This window comes from Moraxella sp. CTOTU49803, assembly GCF_032097965.1.
Classification (GTDB): domain Bacteria; phylum Pseudomonadota; class Gammaproteobacteria; order Pseudomonadales; family Moraxellaceae; genus Faucicola; species Faucicola tetraodonis.
In genome coordinates this window covers 62,615-79,933 of the sequence record NZ_DAMCJP010000006.1, presented here as the reverse complement: position 1 = coordinate 79,933, position 17,319 = coordinate 62,615, and the positions used below count along the sequence as shown (strand labels likewise).

Genomic DNA, 17,319 nt, shown 5'->3' with positions numbered 1-17,319 from the left:
TAATTGCGTTCATTAGAGCGTTATGGAGAAGATAGCATGTCTCAAAAGAAACGTTATCATATTCATATCTCTTTGGTGAGAAATGAAAATCTCTACCTAGAGAACGCGCTAGAGTACGCGTTATCGAAGGATTATTTTTTGACTTGGGATTTGCTTGCCACCAATACCAATTTTGTTGAGTACAGCCGCCAACAAATCGACCAATGCGATTATATGATTTTTATTTTGGGCAATGATTACGGTCATTTAAGCCTATCTGGTGTCAGTTATCTGCACTTATCTTATATCTATGCGTCTTCAAAACGCGTCCCGATGATTGCGCTAGTCAATACCCAGCTGAACCAAAATGAGCTATTACGCCAACGGTTGGATTTGTTTAATTTGGTGATTAAAGAACAGGGTTTGCGGGTAATTCACTTCGGTCAGACCCATGATGGCGTGTCAGACTGTGTGCGTATGCTTGGGGAAATCAAAGAGAAATTTCCGCGATTAGGTTGGGTCAAAGACACCCGTTCATTGAGCACGCTACCGGCCACTGCTAGTGGCGATTTAAAGTCGATGTTTGTCTCGGATAGATTTCATATCCGTAATGGCGTGCAACCCGCCTTAACTGATAGCAGTCTAGATGGCACTCAACAGTCCCCTGAAGCTGAAGCCAGACCGACCCAGGTTACGCCAAAAGAGCTCAATGAGGCGTTATTGGTCAACTATACCGCACACGCGTTTGAAGGCGGCAATTTGCAAGAAATCAGCGCAACTTACACCTTTAGCTGGGGTAATATTGTGCAAACGCTACAAGCATTACCACAGCCCTTTACCAGTAATATGATGTTGACCCAAATTAATGATTCCCTCAAAGATGCTGCAATGGCAGAAGCGCTCAAAATCTCACCCAATATCCATGCGGTCTCGCGCTGTCAAATCAGTAGTATCGATTATCAATGGATCAAAAGCCAACTGGTGAAAAAACGATGGTTGTTCTCGGTCAAAGAAGGGCAAAGTATCCGCGAGCTGTGGCAGATTAACATCATTGTACAAGCTTAATCCATCGTTTCTAACACGCCTTTTTTATGGTTTTATGCGCGTTTTACCCAAGTATTTTATATCAGCTTTGACCAAGCCATGATTTACTCATGTCATGATAATGTTATACAGACCTGCTAACTAGCGTCACATTTGTTTGTGTTATGATAATCTCACAGCATACATAACGATAACATTGAGAATAAAAAGAGGATAAAATTATGAGCAATCATGTGACCCAACAAGCGGAAGATCTTGAAAACAAAATCAACCAACTTGAAGATACCATGCACGAAGCGCAGCAGTTTCGCACCCTCGAAGAGCAAGTCGAAGACATGAAACGCCGTGGTATCAACCCACGCGATAACTTCAAAAAGTGGGATGAAGACGAAGAGGACAATTGGGGCAGCAATTCAAAAGGCGAAGTCAAACCGATCCAAATGGATGATGGTGAAGAGCCCACCCCGCCACCTATTGTATAAGGTTGTACCATGCGCGGATATTAACAAAACCGTGTCACTATCAAAAAAACCCTTAATCTCAGCATTAAGGGTTTTTTATTGGGTAATGAAAAATTGATGAACATTGTAGATGACTACGGCTTAAATAACTCAGGTTTAAATCATTTAAGGTTTAATGCCTAACACTGAAACACTAAGGTTTCAATGACTAGGGCGTTGTCACCCCACCTTGCCCATTGTCGATACGATAGTAACTCGTGCGCCCATTGGCGTCGCGTACCACTTTAGTCGGCGTGGCAGTAATCGTTGAATTCGGTACAGACTGGTATCGAACGGGCGTTTGGGTTGGGTATTGGTTTGGATACTGAGCATTGCCTGTTGGCTGAGTCATTAGCATACGGTAGAGTTTCATACCCGCACGACCATCCGGGTTGACACCTTGCTGCCGTTGAAAATCTTGAATCGCATAGCGCGTTTTATCGCCAATCATGCCATCAGCTTGGCCAATATCATACCCACGATTAAGCAGTGCTTGCTGGATTTCACGGGCTTGACGGCGACTAATACCGGCATCATCCGTGGGCCAAGGTGTGACAAAGCCGACGTTGCTAGTACGGTTTTGGCTAATCATATCCGACAAATGCGCAATCGCTAGCGCGTAGTTCTCCGACGCATTGTAACTATAAAACGCATCGAAATTTTTACCCACTAAAAACGCCGGGCCTTTAATACCCGCAGGTAATAGCAAACCTGTACTATCAAGGCTAGAAGGTAGCGGCTGACCATTGGCAAGAGTCAGACCTTGACTGCGCCAGTAGCTCATCGGTTTTTTGGCCTTGCGGTTGCTATCTGCCCAAAACCCTGCAGGCAACTTGACCTCAAATCCCCAAGGTTCGCCCGTGCGATAACCTGCTTTATCCAAGAAATTGGCCGTTGACGCGAGCGCATCAGCTTGGCTGTTGACCAAATCTTTACGTCCATCACCATCAAAATCTTGCGCCAAGCGTAAGAAGGTACTTGGCATAAACTGGGTTTGCCCAAACGCGCCTGCCCATGAGCCAGTCATATCATCACGGCGGATATCACCATTTTGCAAGATACGCAGCGCATTGGCGTATTCCGTGCGAAAGTACGACTGACGACGGTCAAAGCAAGATAAGGTCGCTAATGACTGGATTAAGTCTTTTTTACCCAGCTGCTTACCAAAGTTCGACTCTACCCCCCAGACGCCAAGTACATCCGTTCCTTTCACGCCATAGCGCTGCTCGATGCGGCTTAGCGTGCTTTGCAGTTGGTTTTTGGCATTGATACCGTCTTGCACACGTTCTTCATCGACCAGACCTGAGAGATAGTCCCACACTTCTTTTTGAAACTCAGGTTGATAGTTGAGCGAGACAATCACACTAGGGTCAGGCTCAGTTGGGCGATATTGTTCTAAAGTGCTGGCTACACCGCTAAAGGTGCTGCTGTTTTTGAGATTGGATAAACACTGTTGAAACTGGGCATTGCTAAGATTAGGCGGTGTCGGTGCGGCATTGGCTTGGCTAATCATCGCCACGCCTGCCAGCGCCATAAAAATCGGAAGTAAACGCATAACAAACCTTGAATAGTGACAGATAAAAACATCAACAAACGGGATAAATTTTGACTGATTCAAGGGTATAAAAAAAGCCCACTTAGTGAAAGGAGTAAATGCATTTAATTACATTTTTTCACATTGGGTGATAAAGCGTTAATTTTTGCACAGTTGTGGTAAGTTTAATTGTTGAACTCAAAAAAATTGGGCATTAACGCGGTAAAGCCCAATTTTGAAAGGATTAATAAGTATCAATAAAATAACAATACGCGTTATTGTTCAATCATAAAACCGCTAAAATATTGTTTAAGCTTAGCAAGCTTGGGCGGAATCACAAAGTTGCAATAGCTTTGGGTCGGGTTGTTGGCGTAATAATCTTGGTGGTAGTCCTCGGCAACGAAAAACTGCGCAGCAGGATGCACTTCGGTCACCACTTTAATGCCTTGCTCATCACGAAGCTCACCAATCACACGGTCAATGGTCGGTTTTTGCTGCGCTTCATCGGTGTAAAACACCACAGAGGCATATTGTCTACCGACATCATTACCTTGACGGTCTTGTGTCGTTGGGTCATGGGTGGCAAAGAAAATATCCAATACCGTCTCAAGCGGAATAATGGTCTCATCAAAATCGACTTTAATCACTTCGACATGACCGGTATCGCCGCCACAGACGGCTTTGTAGTTGGCGCTTACTTCATCACCGCCCATATACCCTGAGGTGACATCAGTCACACCTTTGACATGGCTAAATACTGATTCGGTACACCAAAAACAGCCACCGCCTAAAATAATCGTTTGCATAATAGTACCTTTTTATGGTTATCTCATTGGTTTGATATAAGGGTTAAAATAAATTATTAAAAGTAAAACGGGTGAAAATGTTAGAATAGCAAAGTTTACTGGTCATTCAAGTTAGGCAATGTAAACCAAGTTTCCGCTATCTAAAAACCTGGCAGTTTAAGCGTTCCTTAAGCGTTTCCTTGTTGAAGCGAGCATAAAACTGTCAGCGATACTAAGTCTTAGTAACGCTCAATCAGCCATAGTGAGTCAGCCGCATGCGTCAGCCCCAAGCCAAACCACCCCACGATACCTTATTTACCACGCCGCTAGATGCCAATGCGCGGTTTAGCTTTGATGAGCAAGTGGTGGCTTGTTTTCCCGATATGATTCGCCGTAGTGTGCCTGGGTATGGGCAGATGCTCGCCATGTTGCCGATTTTTGCCAAACGCCATTGCGGTTTTCGTCAAACAAACCAAGACGGCAACAAAGTCAGCCGCGTGTATGATTTAGGCTGTTCACTCGGGGCGGTGAGTTTTGCGCTCGCAGGCGAGTTTGCGCCGCAAGATTTGCAAATCAAAGCCATTGATATCTCAGAGCCGATGATTGCCAAAGCGCAAAGTGTACTGATGCAGCATTATCCTGAGCATGATATCGAGCTGATTTGCGCTGATGTGTGTGAGGTGGCGTTTGAGCGGTGCGATATGATTGTGCTCAATTTAACCTTGCAGTTTTTATCCCCTGACAAGCGCGAGCAGTTACTCAAACGCTGTTATGATGCGTTGGTTGAAGGCGGTATTTTGATTTTGACCGAAAAAACCCATTTGCTCGATGAAGCGGACGATGCGTGGCGTGTTGAGCGGTATTATGATTTTAAACGCGCCAATGGCTACAGTGAGATGGAAATCAGTGGTAAACGCAATGCACTGGAGAATGTACTTGTCACCGATACCCTCGATTTTCATCATCAGCGTCTAGCAACAGTGGGGTTTGACCGTCATTTGACGTGGTTTCAGTTTTTAAACTTTGCGTCGATTATTGCGTTTAAGTGATGATTACCATTAAACAATGAAAACCTGTCAATCCTAAAAGAGTCCACCATGAATGCTACCATCAAAACTACCGAAACCGACGTCTATCTTACCTTGCTGCAATTGGCGGAAAAATACCCAGTTGCCAATGCATGGCTTGCCCAGTTGCCCAACTGGCTGGCTACCATCAAAGACAAATCACGCTACGCCCATGCGCCATTTTATCAATCGCTCATTGAGCGCTTGCCCGTAGTTGACAACGCGCAAGTAGACTTAAATCAACCCTGTATCACCGCAGCATTTGATTGGCAAGACAGTGAATACAAGCAAACCCATGCGCTACTCAAACGTTTGATGCCGTGGCGCAAAGGCGGTTTTTTACTGGGTCGAGATGATCAGCAAATCCATATTGATACTGAATGGCGCAGTGACTGGAAATGGGATAGGGTGTTGCCGCATATCAGCCCACTTCACGGCAAACGTGTGCTAGACGTGGGCGGCGGTTCGGGTTATCACGGCTGGCGTATGGCGGGCGCAGGGGCAAGCACGGTGATTGTGATTGACCCATCGTGTCTGTTTTATCACCAGTTTATGGCGATTCGCCATTTTGTGGGGCAGGCTGACCGTAACGATTTTGGACGCAACAGGGTGCACTATGTGCCCGTACCGCTTGAAGCTTTGCCCAATCCTAGCTTGACTAGCGGGCAAGCGGGGTTGTTTCATACCGTGTTTAGTATGGGCGTGCTATATCACCGCGCATCGCCGTTTGAGCATCTTGAGCAATTATACAATCAGCTAGCAAAAGGCGGAGAATTGGTACTAGAAACTCTGGTGATTGAAGGGGATACGACATCCGTGCTAGTGCCAAGTGAGCGCTATGCACAGATGAATAATGTGTATTTTATTCCATCGGTTGCGGCACTGTCGCTATGGCTATACAAAGTAGGCTTTGTGGCGGTGCGCTGTGTCGATGTGGATGTGACATCGACGGATGAACAACGCAAAACCGACTGGATGGATTATCAATCTTTAAGCGATTTTCTTGACCCCAATGATAGCAGCAAAACCATCGAGGGCTATCAACGCCCGACCCGTGCAGTGATGATAGCCAAACGACCGTAACGGTACATGAACAAGTAACAAGGGTAATGCAGTTTGAGGTAATGGCGTTTTAGGCTAGTAAGGTTTAGAGTAGGAGACTTTAAAGCGTCCTACTAAAATACCACTCCAAGACCATTTTGATAAGAAAGCCAAAAAAACCGCCGCCGAGTGCCAAAAAAATCCAAAATGTGCCTTGTTTGCCTGCATTGTTTTTCTTGGAAATATCGTACATGATAAAAAATAAAAACGCGATAAAGATAGGCAGCAGCACATACATGCCAAGTTTGGTGATTAACTCACTAGAGACTAAAACAAACATGTTATTATCCTATGATTGTCATCAGACATTACAAAATTTTAGCGCATATTATACGCCAAAAAACCGCGTTTCCTTGTAATGGCATGTATCTTTTGACAGGATTATAATGAAAAAACCATCAAAAATTGGTATATTGAACGCCAAAATCCATGCCCATCGATTGTGAGCGAGCGATAGCCTCAAATCGATGGTGATTCATTGATTTATCGTGCTTTTTTAGTTATCAATCCTGCAATAAAACCTGTAAGCCAACAAAGAGAATTTCCATGTCAGAACAACAACCCGTCATTTCGCAAGCCTTAGCATTAGTGGTGGAATCACTAAAACAACAGCAAATTTTGCCAATCGATTGGGTTGATAACAGTACCATCAGCCGTACCAAAGACCAAGCTCACGGCGATTTTGCCAGTAACCTTGCGATGATAGCTGCCAAGACTGCCAAGAAAAACCCGCGTGAACTGGCGCAAACCATCGTAGCGATGTTGCCTGCCTCGGACATGATTAGCAAAGTTGAGATTGCAGGACCGGGTTTTATTAACTTTTTCTTAGATGATAACGCGCGTTTTGCTATCTTAGACACCATCATGCAGCAAAAAGGCGACTTCGGTACATCCGAAGAATTTGCCGGTCAAAAAATCCAAGTTGAGTTTGTCTCTGCCAACCCAACCTCAAGCCTACACGTGGGTCACGGTCGAGGCGCTGCGTTTGGCATGAGCGTGGCCAATTTACTAGAGGCGGTTGGCTACCAAGTCGGGCGGGAATATTATGTCAATGATGCGGGTCGTCAGATGGATATTTTGGCAACCAGTACCTATTTGCGCTACCTTGAGCTGTGCGGTGAGCCAATTGTATTTCCCACCAATGCGTACCAAGGCGATTATGTCAAAGATATTGCCAAACCCATCAAAAAACAGCATGGCGATAGCCTAAAAACCGCCTGGGAACATATGCTACTCAATGTACCTGCCGATGCCCAGTACCAAATCGATGCCAACGGCGAAAAAGTATGTGTGTCAGGTGATAAAGAAGCCCATATTGACGGGCTGATTGCCAATGCCAAAGCCAATTTGGGCGATAACTATCAGATTTTTCATGAAGCTGCACTTAGTACCATCTTGGCAGATATCCAAGATGATTTGGCGGATTTTAATGTCCATTTTGACCAATGGTTTAGCGAAAAATCAATCCAAGATGCCATTGTGCCTGCTTTGGAATTATTAGAGCAGCGGGGGTTTTTATACCAAAAAGACGGCAACTTGTGGTTTAAATCCACCGAATTTGGCGATGAAAAAGACCGTGTCGTCCGCCGTGCCAATGGTCAATTTACTTATTTTGCCTCGGATATCGCCTACCACAAAGACAAGCTTGACCGCGGCTATGACAAAATTATTGATGTATGGGGCTCAGACCACCACGGCTACATCAAACGCGTGAAAGCGGCATTGACGGCGATGGGCTACGATGCCCAGCGTATGGATGTGATTTTGGTGCAGTTTGTCACCCTATGGCGTGGTACAGAGCAAATCCAGATGTCATCACGCTCAGGTCAGTTTGTGACCTTACGTGAGCTGCGTCAAGAAGTCGGCAATGATGCCGCGCGCTTTTATTATGTCGCGCGTAAACCAGAACAGCACATTGACTTTGACTTAGAACTTGCCAAATCCCATACCAAAGATAATGCGGTATATTATATTCAATATGCGCATGCGCGTATTTGCCGTGTGCTTGAGCGTACTGAAGAGCGCGGTATCAAGGTCGATGACAAAGCCGGCAAAGCCCACCAGCATCTGTTGACCCAATCTGTCGAAACGGATTTATTGAGCTTGCTGGCTTCTTACCCTGAAGTGCTACGCCGTGCTGCGGTCAACTATGAGCCGCATTTATTGACCAATTACCTCAAAGATTTGGCAAGTTTGTTCCACGGTTGGTACAACGATAACCGTATCTTACCCAAAGATGGCGAAACCCCAACCCAAGATGAGCTTGACTTGATGCAGGCGCGTCTGCGGTTATCAAAGTCAGTACGCCAAGTGATTCAAAATGGCTTAATTTTGCTCGGATTAACGGCACCAACCAGTATGTGATATGATTAAGATACGCTAAAAACGCTGTAATATTACCGTATCCCATGTCGTAGGAGATGAAGATGGCAAGACCCAAAGGAGCGACCCCGCGTAAAGCGCCAAGCACGATGTCGTTTTTTGCTGCCATGTTGGTGGGCATGATATTGACCGTGGGGATTGGTCTGTTTGTTTATTTGTGGAATCCATTTAACCAAGGCAAAACCACAAGCGACGAAGCGCCGATGGTGCAGCCAAAGGTGCAAGACAAACCCAAAACCAATAACTACGAGTTCTATGACTTACTCAAAGAACAGCAGGTCAGTGCAGTCCCCGATGAGGCTGCTGCTAGTCAGCCAGTCTCGGCGCAGCCTGATGTGGTGTTGACCCAGGCTGACAGCACCAGTGCGACCAAATCAGCGAATGTCAGCGTGGTCGATAATCCGTTGTTGTCTGATGATAACGGAACCAAGCCACGCGCTTCAGCCAACAATAGCACGATAGACACCAGCACCGCTTCCGATGACACAAGCAGTGCCGATGCCATTGTGATTGGCAACGAGGAGCCTACGCGGACTTATATCTTGCAAATCAATAGCTTTGACAATGCCGATGATGCGGATAAACGCCGTGCTGAAGTGCTAATGGCGGGGGTGGATGCCCAAATCGTCAAAAAACGCTTAAGCAATGACCAAACCGTCTATCAAGTCATCTCTCGCGCCATGAGTAGCCCAGAGATGGCGGCACAAGCCCAGCGCCAACTACAAAATAGCCGCATTGATTCACTGATTGTCGAGCAGCGTCGCTAGGCTGATTTGCAGGCAAAAAAAACCGTGTTATCGCAACACGGTTTTTTATTGTTGGGTAGAATTAAGCTTTTTTACGACTAAATTTGCGTTGCTTTTTGTTTTGCAGTTCAGTCAAGGTGCGTTTGATTTCCTCATCAGTCAGTTGTGAGATTTGCTGTAAGATATGCATCACGTCCATATTAAGGATAAACCGCGCGCTTTTTGCCATGGTATGAATGCGCGCATCAAACTCAATCACCCCGCTGGCCGACACCGTAATATAACCAAGACGCTCTAGCGCATCCATAAAGCTAGTAAACAAGGCACGGTCAAAAAAATCTGGCATGTCATCTTCATATAGCACGGATAGACGCTGACCGAGCAGATGACCCAAATCAATCACTTGATCTTTGGTGAGTTTGCCTGAGCCTTGCTGACTCAGCAGCGCAAGCACCATAAAGTAGCGCTCTAGACTTTGCTCAACTGAGTTGGCAAGTACTGTCAACTGCTGATAGCTACGGGTATTCGGCTCTGGCGTGGTCAGGATGCGATGACCATCCGCATTCACTCCTTTGTCCACGATGATGTTTTCTTCGACCAACGTATCGATATGCTCACGCAAAGTGTCATTTAAGGTGCGCAGTGGGTATTTCAAAAACAACTCTGCTTGCAAGAAGGGATACATGATACCCACCACCCGCTCAATAGTGTTTAAGCTCATGGTGCCATTACGCTGTATCAATGAGGCACATAGTGACGCGATGATATAAATATGCAAAATATTGTTGCGAAAATAGCTCAGTAGCGGCGCTTGACCGTCCGCAATACGAATCAAGTCACCGAGCACATGTGGGGTGCGCTCGATGAGTTTAAGCTTGACACCATAGTTAATAATGGCTTCTGGGCTTTGCTGGGTGATTGATACATCATCATCATACGGGATTTTTTCTGCGATACGTTGATACAGCGCCAACTGTTCACGACAGCTTTGCTCATCGAGTGCGCCATGCGGTGTATCGAGCAGTACCAAAGATAGCAAAGTCACTGGATTAAGCACCGCAGAGCGGTTGATACGCTGCATGATTTTGATGCCCAAATTGTCAATCATGTGGGTGACATTGGCGGGCATATCACTATCGGTACGGTCTTTGGGTAGGGTATTTGGGGCAACGTCAAATTTTTTCATAAAATCAGCCAGATAAAGCGGCTGACCAAAACTGACGTGCACATGACCGAAGATACGCTCGATTTTTCGGCTGGCTTTTAATAGACCTAGTAGCGACTCAGATTCTTTGGGTTTACCTTTAAGCTCACCCACATAAGTGCCGCCTTCCATAATGCGTTCATAACCGATGTAGGTCGGGATAAAGACAATCGGTTTGCCCGCTTGGCGTAGATGGCTTTGTACCGTCATCGCTAGCATTCCTTTTTTGGGCGGTAACAAGCGACCTGAGCGCGAGCGTCCGCCTTCGATGAAGTACTCAATCGGCGTGTTGCGCATCAACATACTATGCACGTATTCACGAAACACCGCAGAGTACAGCGGATTGCCTTTAAAACTGCGACGCATAAAGAAAGCACCGCCATTGCGTAGTATTTGACCTAGCACGGGGATGTTTAGATTCTCGCCTGCGGCAACGTAGGGCACCCGTAACCCACGTTTATAAATCACGTATGACAGCAACAGATAGTCCATGTGACTGCGGTGGCAAGGCACATAGATGATTTCATGGTCGGATGCCAGTTGGCGTACCCGCTCAAAGTGCGCCACTTCAACCCCGTCATACAACTGTGTCCATAGCCAGGTCAAAAAGCGGTCAAAAAAGCGCACGGTTGCGTACGAGTAATCACTGGCAATCTCGTTCAAATAGCCACGCGCCAGTTTTCGGCTTTTGGCGAGTTCACGCGAGTTTTCTTTGCTATCGACATTCACGGCATGCTGAATGGCAGGGGTATACAGAATTTTATCGACCACATTGCGACGGTCTGATAAGTCAGGACCCAAGATGGCTTCTTGTTGTTTATCCAGATAACCTTCTAAACGCTGCTGTACCCGTGCAGTAATGGTGTGTAAATGCTGGCGGTCTTCACTAGCATCATCAGTGGATGCTAGGCTACCTGATTGCAGCGCAGGGTTTTTGCTAATCTCATCTTCGATGATGCCACGCAGGTCTTTGGGTGAGTGAAACTGCACATAGGTATCTCGCCCTTTGACCCCGATATTAAATAGCTGTTTACTGATGGTGGGTACTTGCCATTCATCAGCGGTGAGGAGGTTAAGCAGCGAATCTTCTTTTTCTGGTGCGCGTCCCCACAAGATAGTGACAGGGATAAAATCAATGTGTAGTGTTGGGTATTGCTCGACGGCTTCAATCAAGCGTAATAGGCGAGGTGAAAATACGGCGCTGTCATGAGACAGTTTTTCTGTTTTATGGTGATGCAAAAAAATCATTGCGGTATTTTCATCAATACCATGCGCCCGATCGATGACATTGGCTAGGGCAGGGGGTAGGTCATATTGTTTGGTTTCTAGGTCAATTAAAATACTGTTGCTACGAGAATACTCTTTGAGCACATAAAAGGTGAGGCGCTGGCTTGAGGTATCGCTATCGATATCCATATTGGTATTGGCGCTTGCTAAGCTATCGCTAGCTGGCGGTAAATTATTATCGCTAACATGGGTGCTAGCTTGGCTAATATTGGGGATGTCGCCGATAAGTTTGGATTTGACGGCGAGCCCCAATAATTTGCCAGAGACTTGTCGGTATAGATTTTTTAACAGCGGGGTCGCAGCAGGATGGGTACCTTTGTTGTTCGCTTGGGTAGTGCCTGAATTTTTCCCTACGTGATTCATAGTATGCCTAGTGATTGCGTGAGTTTTTTCGTAAGTTTTTTAAAGATAAATACAAGGTTTAAAAAATGTCTTATCATGCCATAGATTGATGAATTTCTAAACCTTATCACTCAAAAATTCTTGTATAATGAGTGACTTTAATCCATTTACTCTACCCAAAAATAACGTTGATGATAAGAGTGTCTATGTCAAACCAACCAGATATGCACCGTACCCATACCATTGATATCACTCACCAACCACAGATGCCGGTAACAGCCGTAACGCAGCAGCTTGAGCAGCAAGCGATTTGGCAACAATTGGTCACGCAGTTATTGGAAACCTTAACCCTCGTGCCGTATCAAGACAGTGTATTTATTGGGCAAAGCCACGATTATGTCGGCGCGCGTATTTTTGGTGGACAAGTACTGGGACAAGCATTGATGGCCGCCAGCCATACCGTGGAGCATTCAAAACCTTGTCACTCATTTCATGGCTATTTTTTGCGCGGTGGCGATATCAATAAGCCTGTATATTACCAAGTCGAGAAATTACGTGATGGTCGTAGCCTTGCTTCACGTCAAGTGACAGCACGCCAATATGATGACGATAACCAACCGAGCATAATTTTTACCATGATGGCGTCCTTTTCACCGTTTGAAGAAGGGCTTGAGTATCAACAAGCGATGCCAACGTATCCTGCTCCAGATGTGTTGCTGACCGAGCAGCAGCTCAAAGACCAAGTGGTAGGCAAAATCCCCGATGCCCTAAAAGCGCGCTTTATGCGCCAGCGTCATATCGAAATCAAGCCAGTACAGCCGCGTGACCCAATCCATCCAAAAATCATGGAACCTAGCCAAGCCAACTGGCTGCGTATTCCGCAGCTGGGTAAACAGTCGATGCAAGTGCAACAGGCATTGTTGGCATTTTCTTCTGATTTTTATTTGATTGGTACGGGGCTGATGCCACACGGGATTAGCTTTATGACTAAAGGGTTGCAAGCGGCAAGTATCGACCATAGTATGCATTTTCACCGCCCATTTGATATGAATGATTGGTTACTCTATAACATGTGGTGCGATACAACATCACAGTCAAAAAGCTTAAACCACGGTCAATTTTGGCAAAATGGCAAGTTGGTCGCCACAACCCAGCAGCAAGGGTTAATGCGACTGCGCTAGCGATTCAATAATTTTTACCTTGTGTTAACCCGTGTTAAATAGTAGCCGTATGAGAGAGGAAAATATGTCCAATCCCCCAATGAGTGATGCCACTCGCCATGCCATCGCCCAACAAGACAATCACCCATTAAAAGGCTTTGCTGTGATCTATGAGCAAAAAGTGGAATGGGGTGATATGGATGCGTTCAATCATGTCAATAACGTGGTGTATTACAACTATGCCCAACGCGCACGTATCCACTACCTTGAACAAGTCGATATGTTTAACTTACAAACCCATACCGTGATTGCTTCGTCATCTTGCCAGTATTTGAATTCGGTCACTTTCCCCGATGTGCTTTGGATTGGTATTCGTGCCAAAAAAATAGGCAATACCAGTCTGACCCATGACTATGTTTACTTTAGCACGGCCCAGCAAAAAGTCGTCGCTACCGCCTCCTCAGTCATTGTATTTTTTGACCAATCCGGTAAAAACAAGCAACCGATTTCTGATGGTCAACGCCAACAATTTGCCGAGTTAGAAAGTCATACGGTTTAACTGTTACTAAAATTGTTAAAAAAGCCACAAGCTGCAATGCTCGTGGCTTTTTTTGTCTAGTGAATTGCTATTTGTGGTCTGGGTTGGCAACGGTTTCGACCAAGTTTAGGTCAAATCCTGATAACGCGTTGAATTTGAGCGGTGATGACAGCAAACGCATATCACGCACGCCCAGATAACGTAAAATCTGTGAACCAACCCCAATGCTGCGGTAGGGTTGGTGTTTAAGCGGTGAGTTGGGTTTGTCAGCCACAAAGTTATCGAGCGCTTCGCCCATATCAATCGCTTGCTGATGCCCAATCCAGACAAACACGCCACGCTCGGATTGGCTAATTTCTTTGAGTGAGGCATGGATATCCCAGTTACTCTTACCGCTGTTGGGTAGCTGCACGGTGAATAAATCGCGCAATGGCTGGAAGCTATGCACCCGCACAGTGCTCACGCCTTCTTGTGGGTTGCCCTTGACCAGTGCCAAATGGGTATCCTCTGAATTTTTTTCTTTAAAACGATAAGCAGTAAACTCACCAAACTCAGTTTGCATAGGATAATTGGCAATGGCTTCTACCGTTTGCTCATTGGCAATACGGTAATTAATCAAATCGGCGATGGTACCGATTTTTAAGCCATGTTCTTTGGCAAAAATCTCTAGGTCATCACGGCGCGCCATTTCGCCATCTTCTTTGATAATTTCACAAATCACCGCCGCAGGTTCAAGTCCTGCCAAGCGTGTTAGGTCACAGCCGGCTTCAGTATGACCGGCACGGTGTAGCACACCGCCATTTTGTGCCACGATCGGGAATACATGTCCCGGTTGTACGATGTCTTCGGGTTTGGCAGTCGAAGACACCGCTGTTTGGATGGTTCTGGCGCGATCCGCTGCTGAGATACCTGTGGTGACCCCTTCTGCCGCTTCAATCGATACCGTGAAGTTGGTGCTAAATTTAGCGCCATTTTTATCCGACATAAGCGGTAAATTGAGCTGTTCACTGCGGTCAGCGGTGATGGTCAAACACACCAAGCCACGCGCATGGGTAATCATAAAGTTAATATCTTCTGGGCGTACATGGGTGGCGGCCATCACCAAGTCGCCTTCGTTCTCACGGTCTTCATCATCCATCAAAACGACCATTTTGCCTGCACGGATGTCATCGATAATTTCTGCCGTTGTATTAAATGCCATAAAAGTGCCTTTGTTAGCGATTTATTAAAATAACATTGATTAAAAAACTGATTGAAAAATAGGGACAGAAAATAAGCGCTATCAGCTAGTATGTATTGTTCAAACTATTGTCTAAATTAATCTTAACAATCACTTCATTAAATTGGGTGAAGCTAGCACAGGCGCTCATTTTTTATTAGATCGCTATTATAGCATTAACTCAGTTAGTCTAAGCAGCGAAATATTGATAGCCATAGACGTTGGTAGCGCATTCAGATAAAACATGCGGATAAATTAGTTGAAAAATTTAACAAAAAGTGCTGATTTTGTATAATTTTTGAGCAAAAATTAAAAAAAACTGGTATATTATTACTTAATAATTAATAAAAATTACATTCTTAATACGTTTTAAAAACGCTATTAAAAAGTCATAGACGTCTAACCGATTTACTTATCTAAGGATCCTGTGATGTCAGTCTTTTATCTTATCTACACGAGCAAAATTACCTTGCAAGCAAGTTTGCATACGATGACGTTGCCTGATATCTATCGTCAGTCATTCGCGTGCAACACCCAGGCAAATGTCAATAGCGTACTATTTCTCAAGCAAGGCAACTTTCTACAATATATGGAAGGTAGTGAGCGCACTATCACCCAGCTATTTGACAAAATCAAAGCCGATAAAAGACACAAAAATATTCACGTCATTGCGCAGGGACAGGCGCCCAATGCGCTGTTTGGGCACTGGAAAATGCACTGCATCAATTTAGATAACGTCAACGATATGGATGATATCGATGATATCAGCCCCTTGCTAGGCTATTTTGAAACTGCGCAATTTGATAGCGCCAGTGTACCAAGGTTACTTGCGGATGTAGAAAACTATTATCGTTCGGGCAAATGGCAAAGGCATCAACATACCAACTTTGATAAGGGCAGTTATAACCATGCCAAGCTGCGCCGCTTGGGCTTTAAGCATCGCTATTTTTTGTGGATTCAGCTTGGGTTTTTGTTGGTGTTTTTAGTGTTGGTGATATACTGGTTATTTCAGAATAGGGTTCATTTGGCTGCGCTAAATCATCCGTTGTCTGCTTTGACGAGTTTTTTAGCCGCCGCGCTTAATCATCGCTCTTCAATGATTACCCTTTAGCCACTGCTTTTTAACCACTGTATAAAGGCATAGGTTTGCTGTTCTTTGGCATTATCAGCAAAGTCAAACAACCGTGTGCCCATCAAATTATCAGGTAGATACTGCTGTGGGTGGTAGTGGTTGGGATAATCGTGCGGATAGATATAATTGGCGCCATAACCTTCGGCGCGCATCAGCTTGGTGACGCCATTACGCAAATGTAGCGGTACAGGTGATTGGTCATTTTCAGCCAGTCGCATCGCTTTATTGATGGCCTGATAACTAGAATTTGACTTCGGCGATGTCGCCAAATACACCACCACTTGCCCCAAAATAATCCGCGCTTCAGGCATACCGATGCTCTGCACGCTTCGCAGGGCGGTATCGGCAAGTAGTAACGCATTGGGATTGGCAAGTCCGATATCTTCACTTGCCAAAATCACCAACCGCCGCGCAATAAAGGCAGGGTCTTCGCCCGCTGTCAGCATCCGCGCCATCCAATACAGTGCCGCATCAGGGTCACTGCCGCGGACTGATTTAATCATCGCTGACACTAGGTCATAATGGCCATCACCCGATTTGTCGTAGCGTACCAGGCTTGCACCTGCGACCGCGATGACATTGTCATCAGTCACCACAATCGCTGACTGGCTGCCTGGCTTAAAATTAGGGCTTGATTGAATGGCGAGTTCAAGTAAATTTAACGCCTTACGCGCATCGCCTTGCGATAGAGCAAAAATCGCTTGGCTTGATTGTATTTCAATCTTAAATTGTTTAAAAACTGCATCATCGTCGATGGCACGTTGTAGTACTTGGCTGATTTCATCTTCGCTCAAGGGGTTAAGCCGATACACTTGGCAACGGGATAATAGCGCATTGTTGACACTAAACGAGGGGTTTTCGGTGGTCGCACCAATTAAAGTAATGTCCCCAGACTCAACCGCGCCGAGGAGTGCATCTTGCTGGGCTTTGTTAAACCGATGAATCTCATCGACAAATATCACCGGCGGCTCGCCAAACAAGCCATCATCTTTTGTCAGTACTTCACGCAGCTCTTTGACCCCTGCATTGATAGCAGAGAGCGGGCGAAAAGGACGACCCACTGCATCGGCTAATAGCATGGCTAGGGTGGTTTTGCCGATGCCTGCTTCCCCATGCAAAATAATCGATGGCAAGTAACCTTGCTCAACAATACGGCGAATCGGTGCGTTGGCACCGAGCAAGTGGGTTTGTCCGATTACCTGGTCAAGCGATTTTGGGCGGACACGTTGGGCAAGGGGGATTTGAGCGAGTTGATTCATCATTAAGGTATAAGTTTAACTGGATTACTTAGTCGAAGGT

The 17,319-nt window shown here is 45.6% G+C and carries 15 protein-coding genes; 9 read left to right on the top strand and 6 right to left on the bottom strand.

Going from position 1 to position 17,319, the window contains the following annotated elements:
- Positions 1-36 precede the first annotated feature (36 nt).
- Both RT422_RS07995 and RT422_RS07990 read left to right on the top strand, forming a co-directional pair.
- Positions 37-1,044, top strand: coding sequence for a DUF4062 domain-containing protein (locus tag RT422_RS07995; RefSeq protein ID WP_313421934.1), 1,008 nt, complete (start codon positions 37-39; stop codon positions 1,042-1,044).
- A gap of 200 nt (positions 1,045-1,244) precedes the next feature.
- The gene (locus RT422_RS07990) at positions 1,245-1,505 is read left to right on the top strand and encodes a hypothetical protein (protein ID WP_203171302.1); all 261 of its coding nucleotides are present in this window, start codon (positions 1,245-1,247) and stop codon (positions 1,503-1,505) included.
- Between the two features lie 187 nt (positions 1,506-1,692).
- Here the strand turns inward: RT422_RS07990 and RT422_RS07985 are convergent, their stop codons facing one another.
- Together RT422_RS07985 and msrA are read right to left on the bottom strand one after the other, a co-directional pair.
- Positions 1,693-3,078: a lytic murein transglycosylase gene (locus RT422_RS07985; protein WP_313421933.1), complete on the bottom strand. Its 1,386-nt coding sequence runs from the start codon at positions 3,076-3,078 to the stop codon at positions 1,693-1,695.
- Positions 3,079-3,332: 254 nt separating this feature from the next.
- Entirely contained in the window at positions 3,333-3,863 is a 531-nt protein-coding gene (msrA, locus tag RT422_RS07980; RefSeq protein ID WP_050325183.1) for a peptide-methionine (S)-S-oxide reductase MsrA, read from the bottom strand.
- A 254-nt stretch (positions 3,864-4,117) separates the two neighbouring features.
- On the opposite strand from msrA, the gene cmoA reads away from it, so the two are divergent.
- Both cmoA and cmoB read left to right on the top strand, forming a co-directional pair.
- Positions 4,118-4,891: a carboxy-S-adenosyl-L-methionine synthase CmoA gene (gene cmoA, locus RT422_RS07975; protein WP_313421932.1), complete on the top strand. Its 774-nt coding sequence runs from the start codon at positions 4,118-4,120 to the stop codon at positions 4,889-4,891.
- Between the two features lie 48 nt (positions 4,892-4,939).
- Positions 4,940-5,992, top strand: a complete 1,053-nt coding sequence (cmoB, locus tag RT422_RS07970) for a tRNA 5-methoxyuridine(34)/uridine 5-oxyacetic acid(34) synthase CmoB (RefSeq protein WP_313421930.1) — start codon at positions 4,940-4,942, stop codon at positions 5,990-5,992.
- A gap of 79 nt (positions 5,993-6,071) precedes the next feature.
- Here the strand turns inward: cmoB and RT422_RS07965 are convergent, their stop codons facing one another.
- Entirely contained in the window at positions 6,072-6,290 is a 219-nt protein-coding gene (locus RT422_RS07965; protein WP_007117392.1) for a DUF2788 domain-containing protein, read from the bottom strand.
- A 266-nt stretch (positions 6,291-6,556) separates the two neighbouring features.
- Here RT422_RS07965 and argS point away from each other — a divergent pair, with 266 nt between their 5' ends.
- On the top strand, positions 6,557-8,374 hold the full coding sequence (argS, locus tag RT422_RS07960; RefSeq protein ID WP_313421928.1) for an arginine--tRNA ligase: 1,818 nt from the start codon (positions 6,557-6,559) through the stop codon (positions 8,372-8,374).
- A 62-nt stretch (positions 8,375-8,436) separates the two neighbouring features.
- Positions 8,437-9,159, top strand: coding sequence for an SPOR domain-containing protein (locus tag RT422_RS07955; RefSeq protein ID WP_203171307.1), 723 nt, complete (start codon positions 8,437-8,439; stop codon positions 9,157-9,159).
- A 61-nt stretch (positions 9,160-9,220) separates the two neighbouring features.
- On the opposite strand, the gene plsB is transcribed toward RT422_RS07955, so the two are convergent.
- Complete coding sequence (gene plsB, locus RT422_RS07950; RefSeq protein WP_313421926.1) at positions 9,221-11,992, bottom strand: glycerol-3-phosphate 1-O-acyltransferase PlsB; 2,772 nt, start codon at positions 11,990-11,992, stop codon at positions 9,221-9,223.
- A gap of 245 nt (positions 11,993-12,237) precedes the next feature.
- Here plsB and RT422_RS07945 point away from each other — a divergent pair, with 245 nt between their 5' ends.
- Complete coding sequence (locus RT422_RS07945) at positions 12,238-13,152, top strand: acyl-CoA thioesterase II (RefSeq protein WP_313421957.1); 915 nt, start codon at positions 12,238-12,240, stop codon at positions 13,150-13,152.
- A gap of 64 nt (positions 13,153-13,216) precedes the next feature.
- The gene (locus tag RT422_RS07940; protein WP_313421924.1) at positions 13,217-13,690 is read left to right on the top strand and encodes an acyl-CoA thioesterase; all 474 of its coding nucleotides are present in this window, start codon (positions 13,217-13,219) and stop codon (positions 13,688-13,690) included.
- Positions 13,691-13,757: 67 nt separating this feature from the next.
- Here the strand turns inward: RT422_RS07940 and ribBA are convergent, their stop codons facing one another.
- Positions 13,758-14,870 carry a bifunctional 3,4-dihydroxy-2-butanone-4-phosphate synthase/GTP cyclohydrolase II gene (ribBA, locus tag RT422_RS07935; protein WP_144918659.1) on the bottom strand — a complete coding sequence of 371 codons (1,113 nt, stop codon included), beginning with the start codon at positions 14,868-14,870 and terminating at the stop codon, positions 13,758-13,760.
- 448 nt (positions 14,871-15,318) lie between these two features.
- Here ribBA and RT422_RS07930 point away from each other — a divergent pair, with 448 nt between their 5' ends.
- Complete coding sequence (locus tag RT422_RS07930; RefSeq protein ID WP_313421921.1) at positions 15,319-15,999, top strand: BLUF domain-containing protein; 681 nt, start codon at positions 15,319-15,321, stop codon at positions 15,997-15,999.
- Here the strand turns inward: RT422_RS07930 and RT422_RS07925 are convergent.
- Entirely contained in the window at positions 15,996-17,282 is a 1,287-nt protein-coding gene (locus RT422_RS07925) for a replication-associated recombination protein A (protein ID WP_076775389.1), read from the bottom strand. The two genes, RT422_RS07930 and RT422_RS07925, sit on opposite strands and share 4 nt — an antisense overlap.
- Positions 17,283-17,319 lie beyond the last annotated feature (37 nt).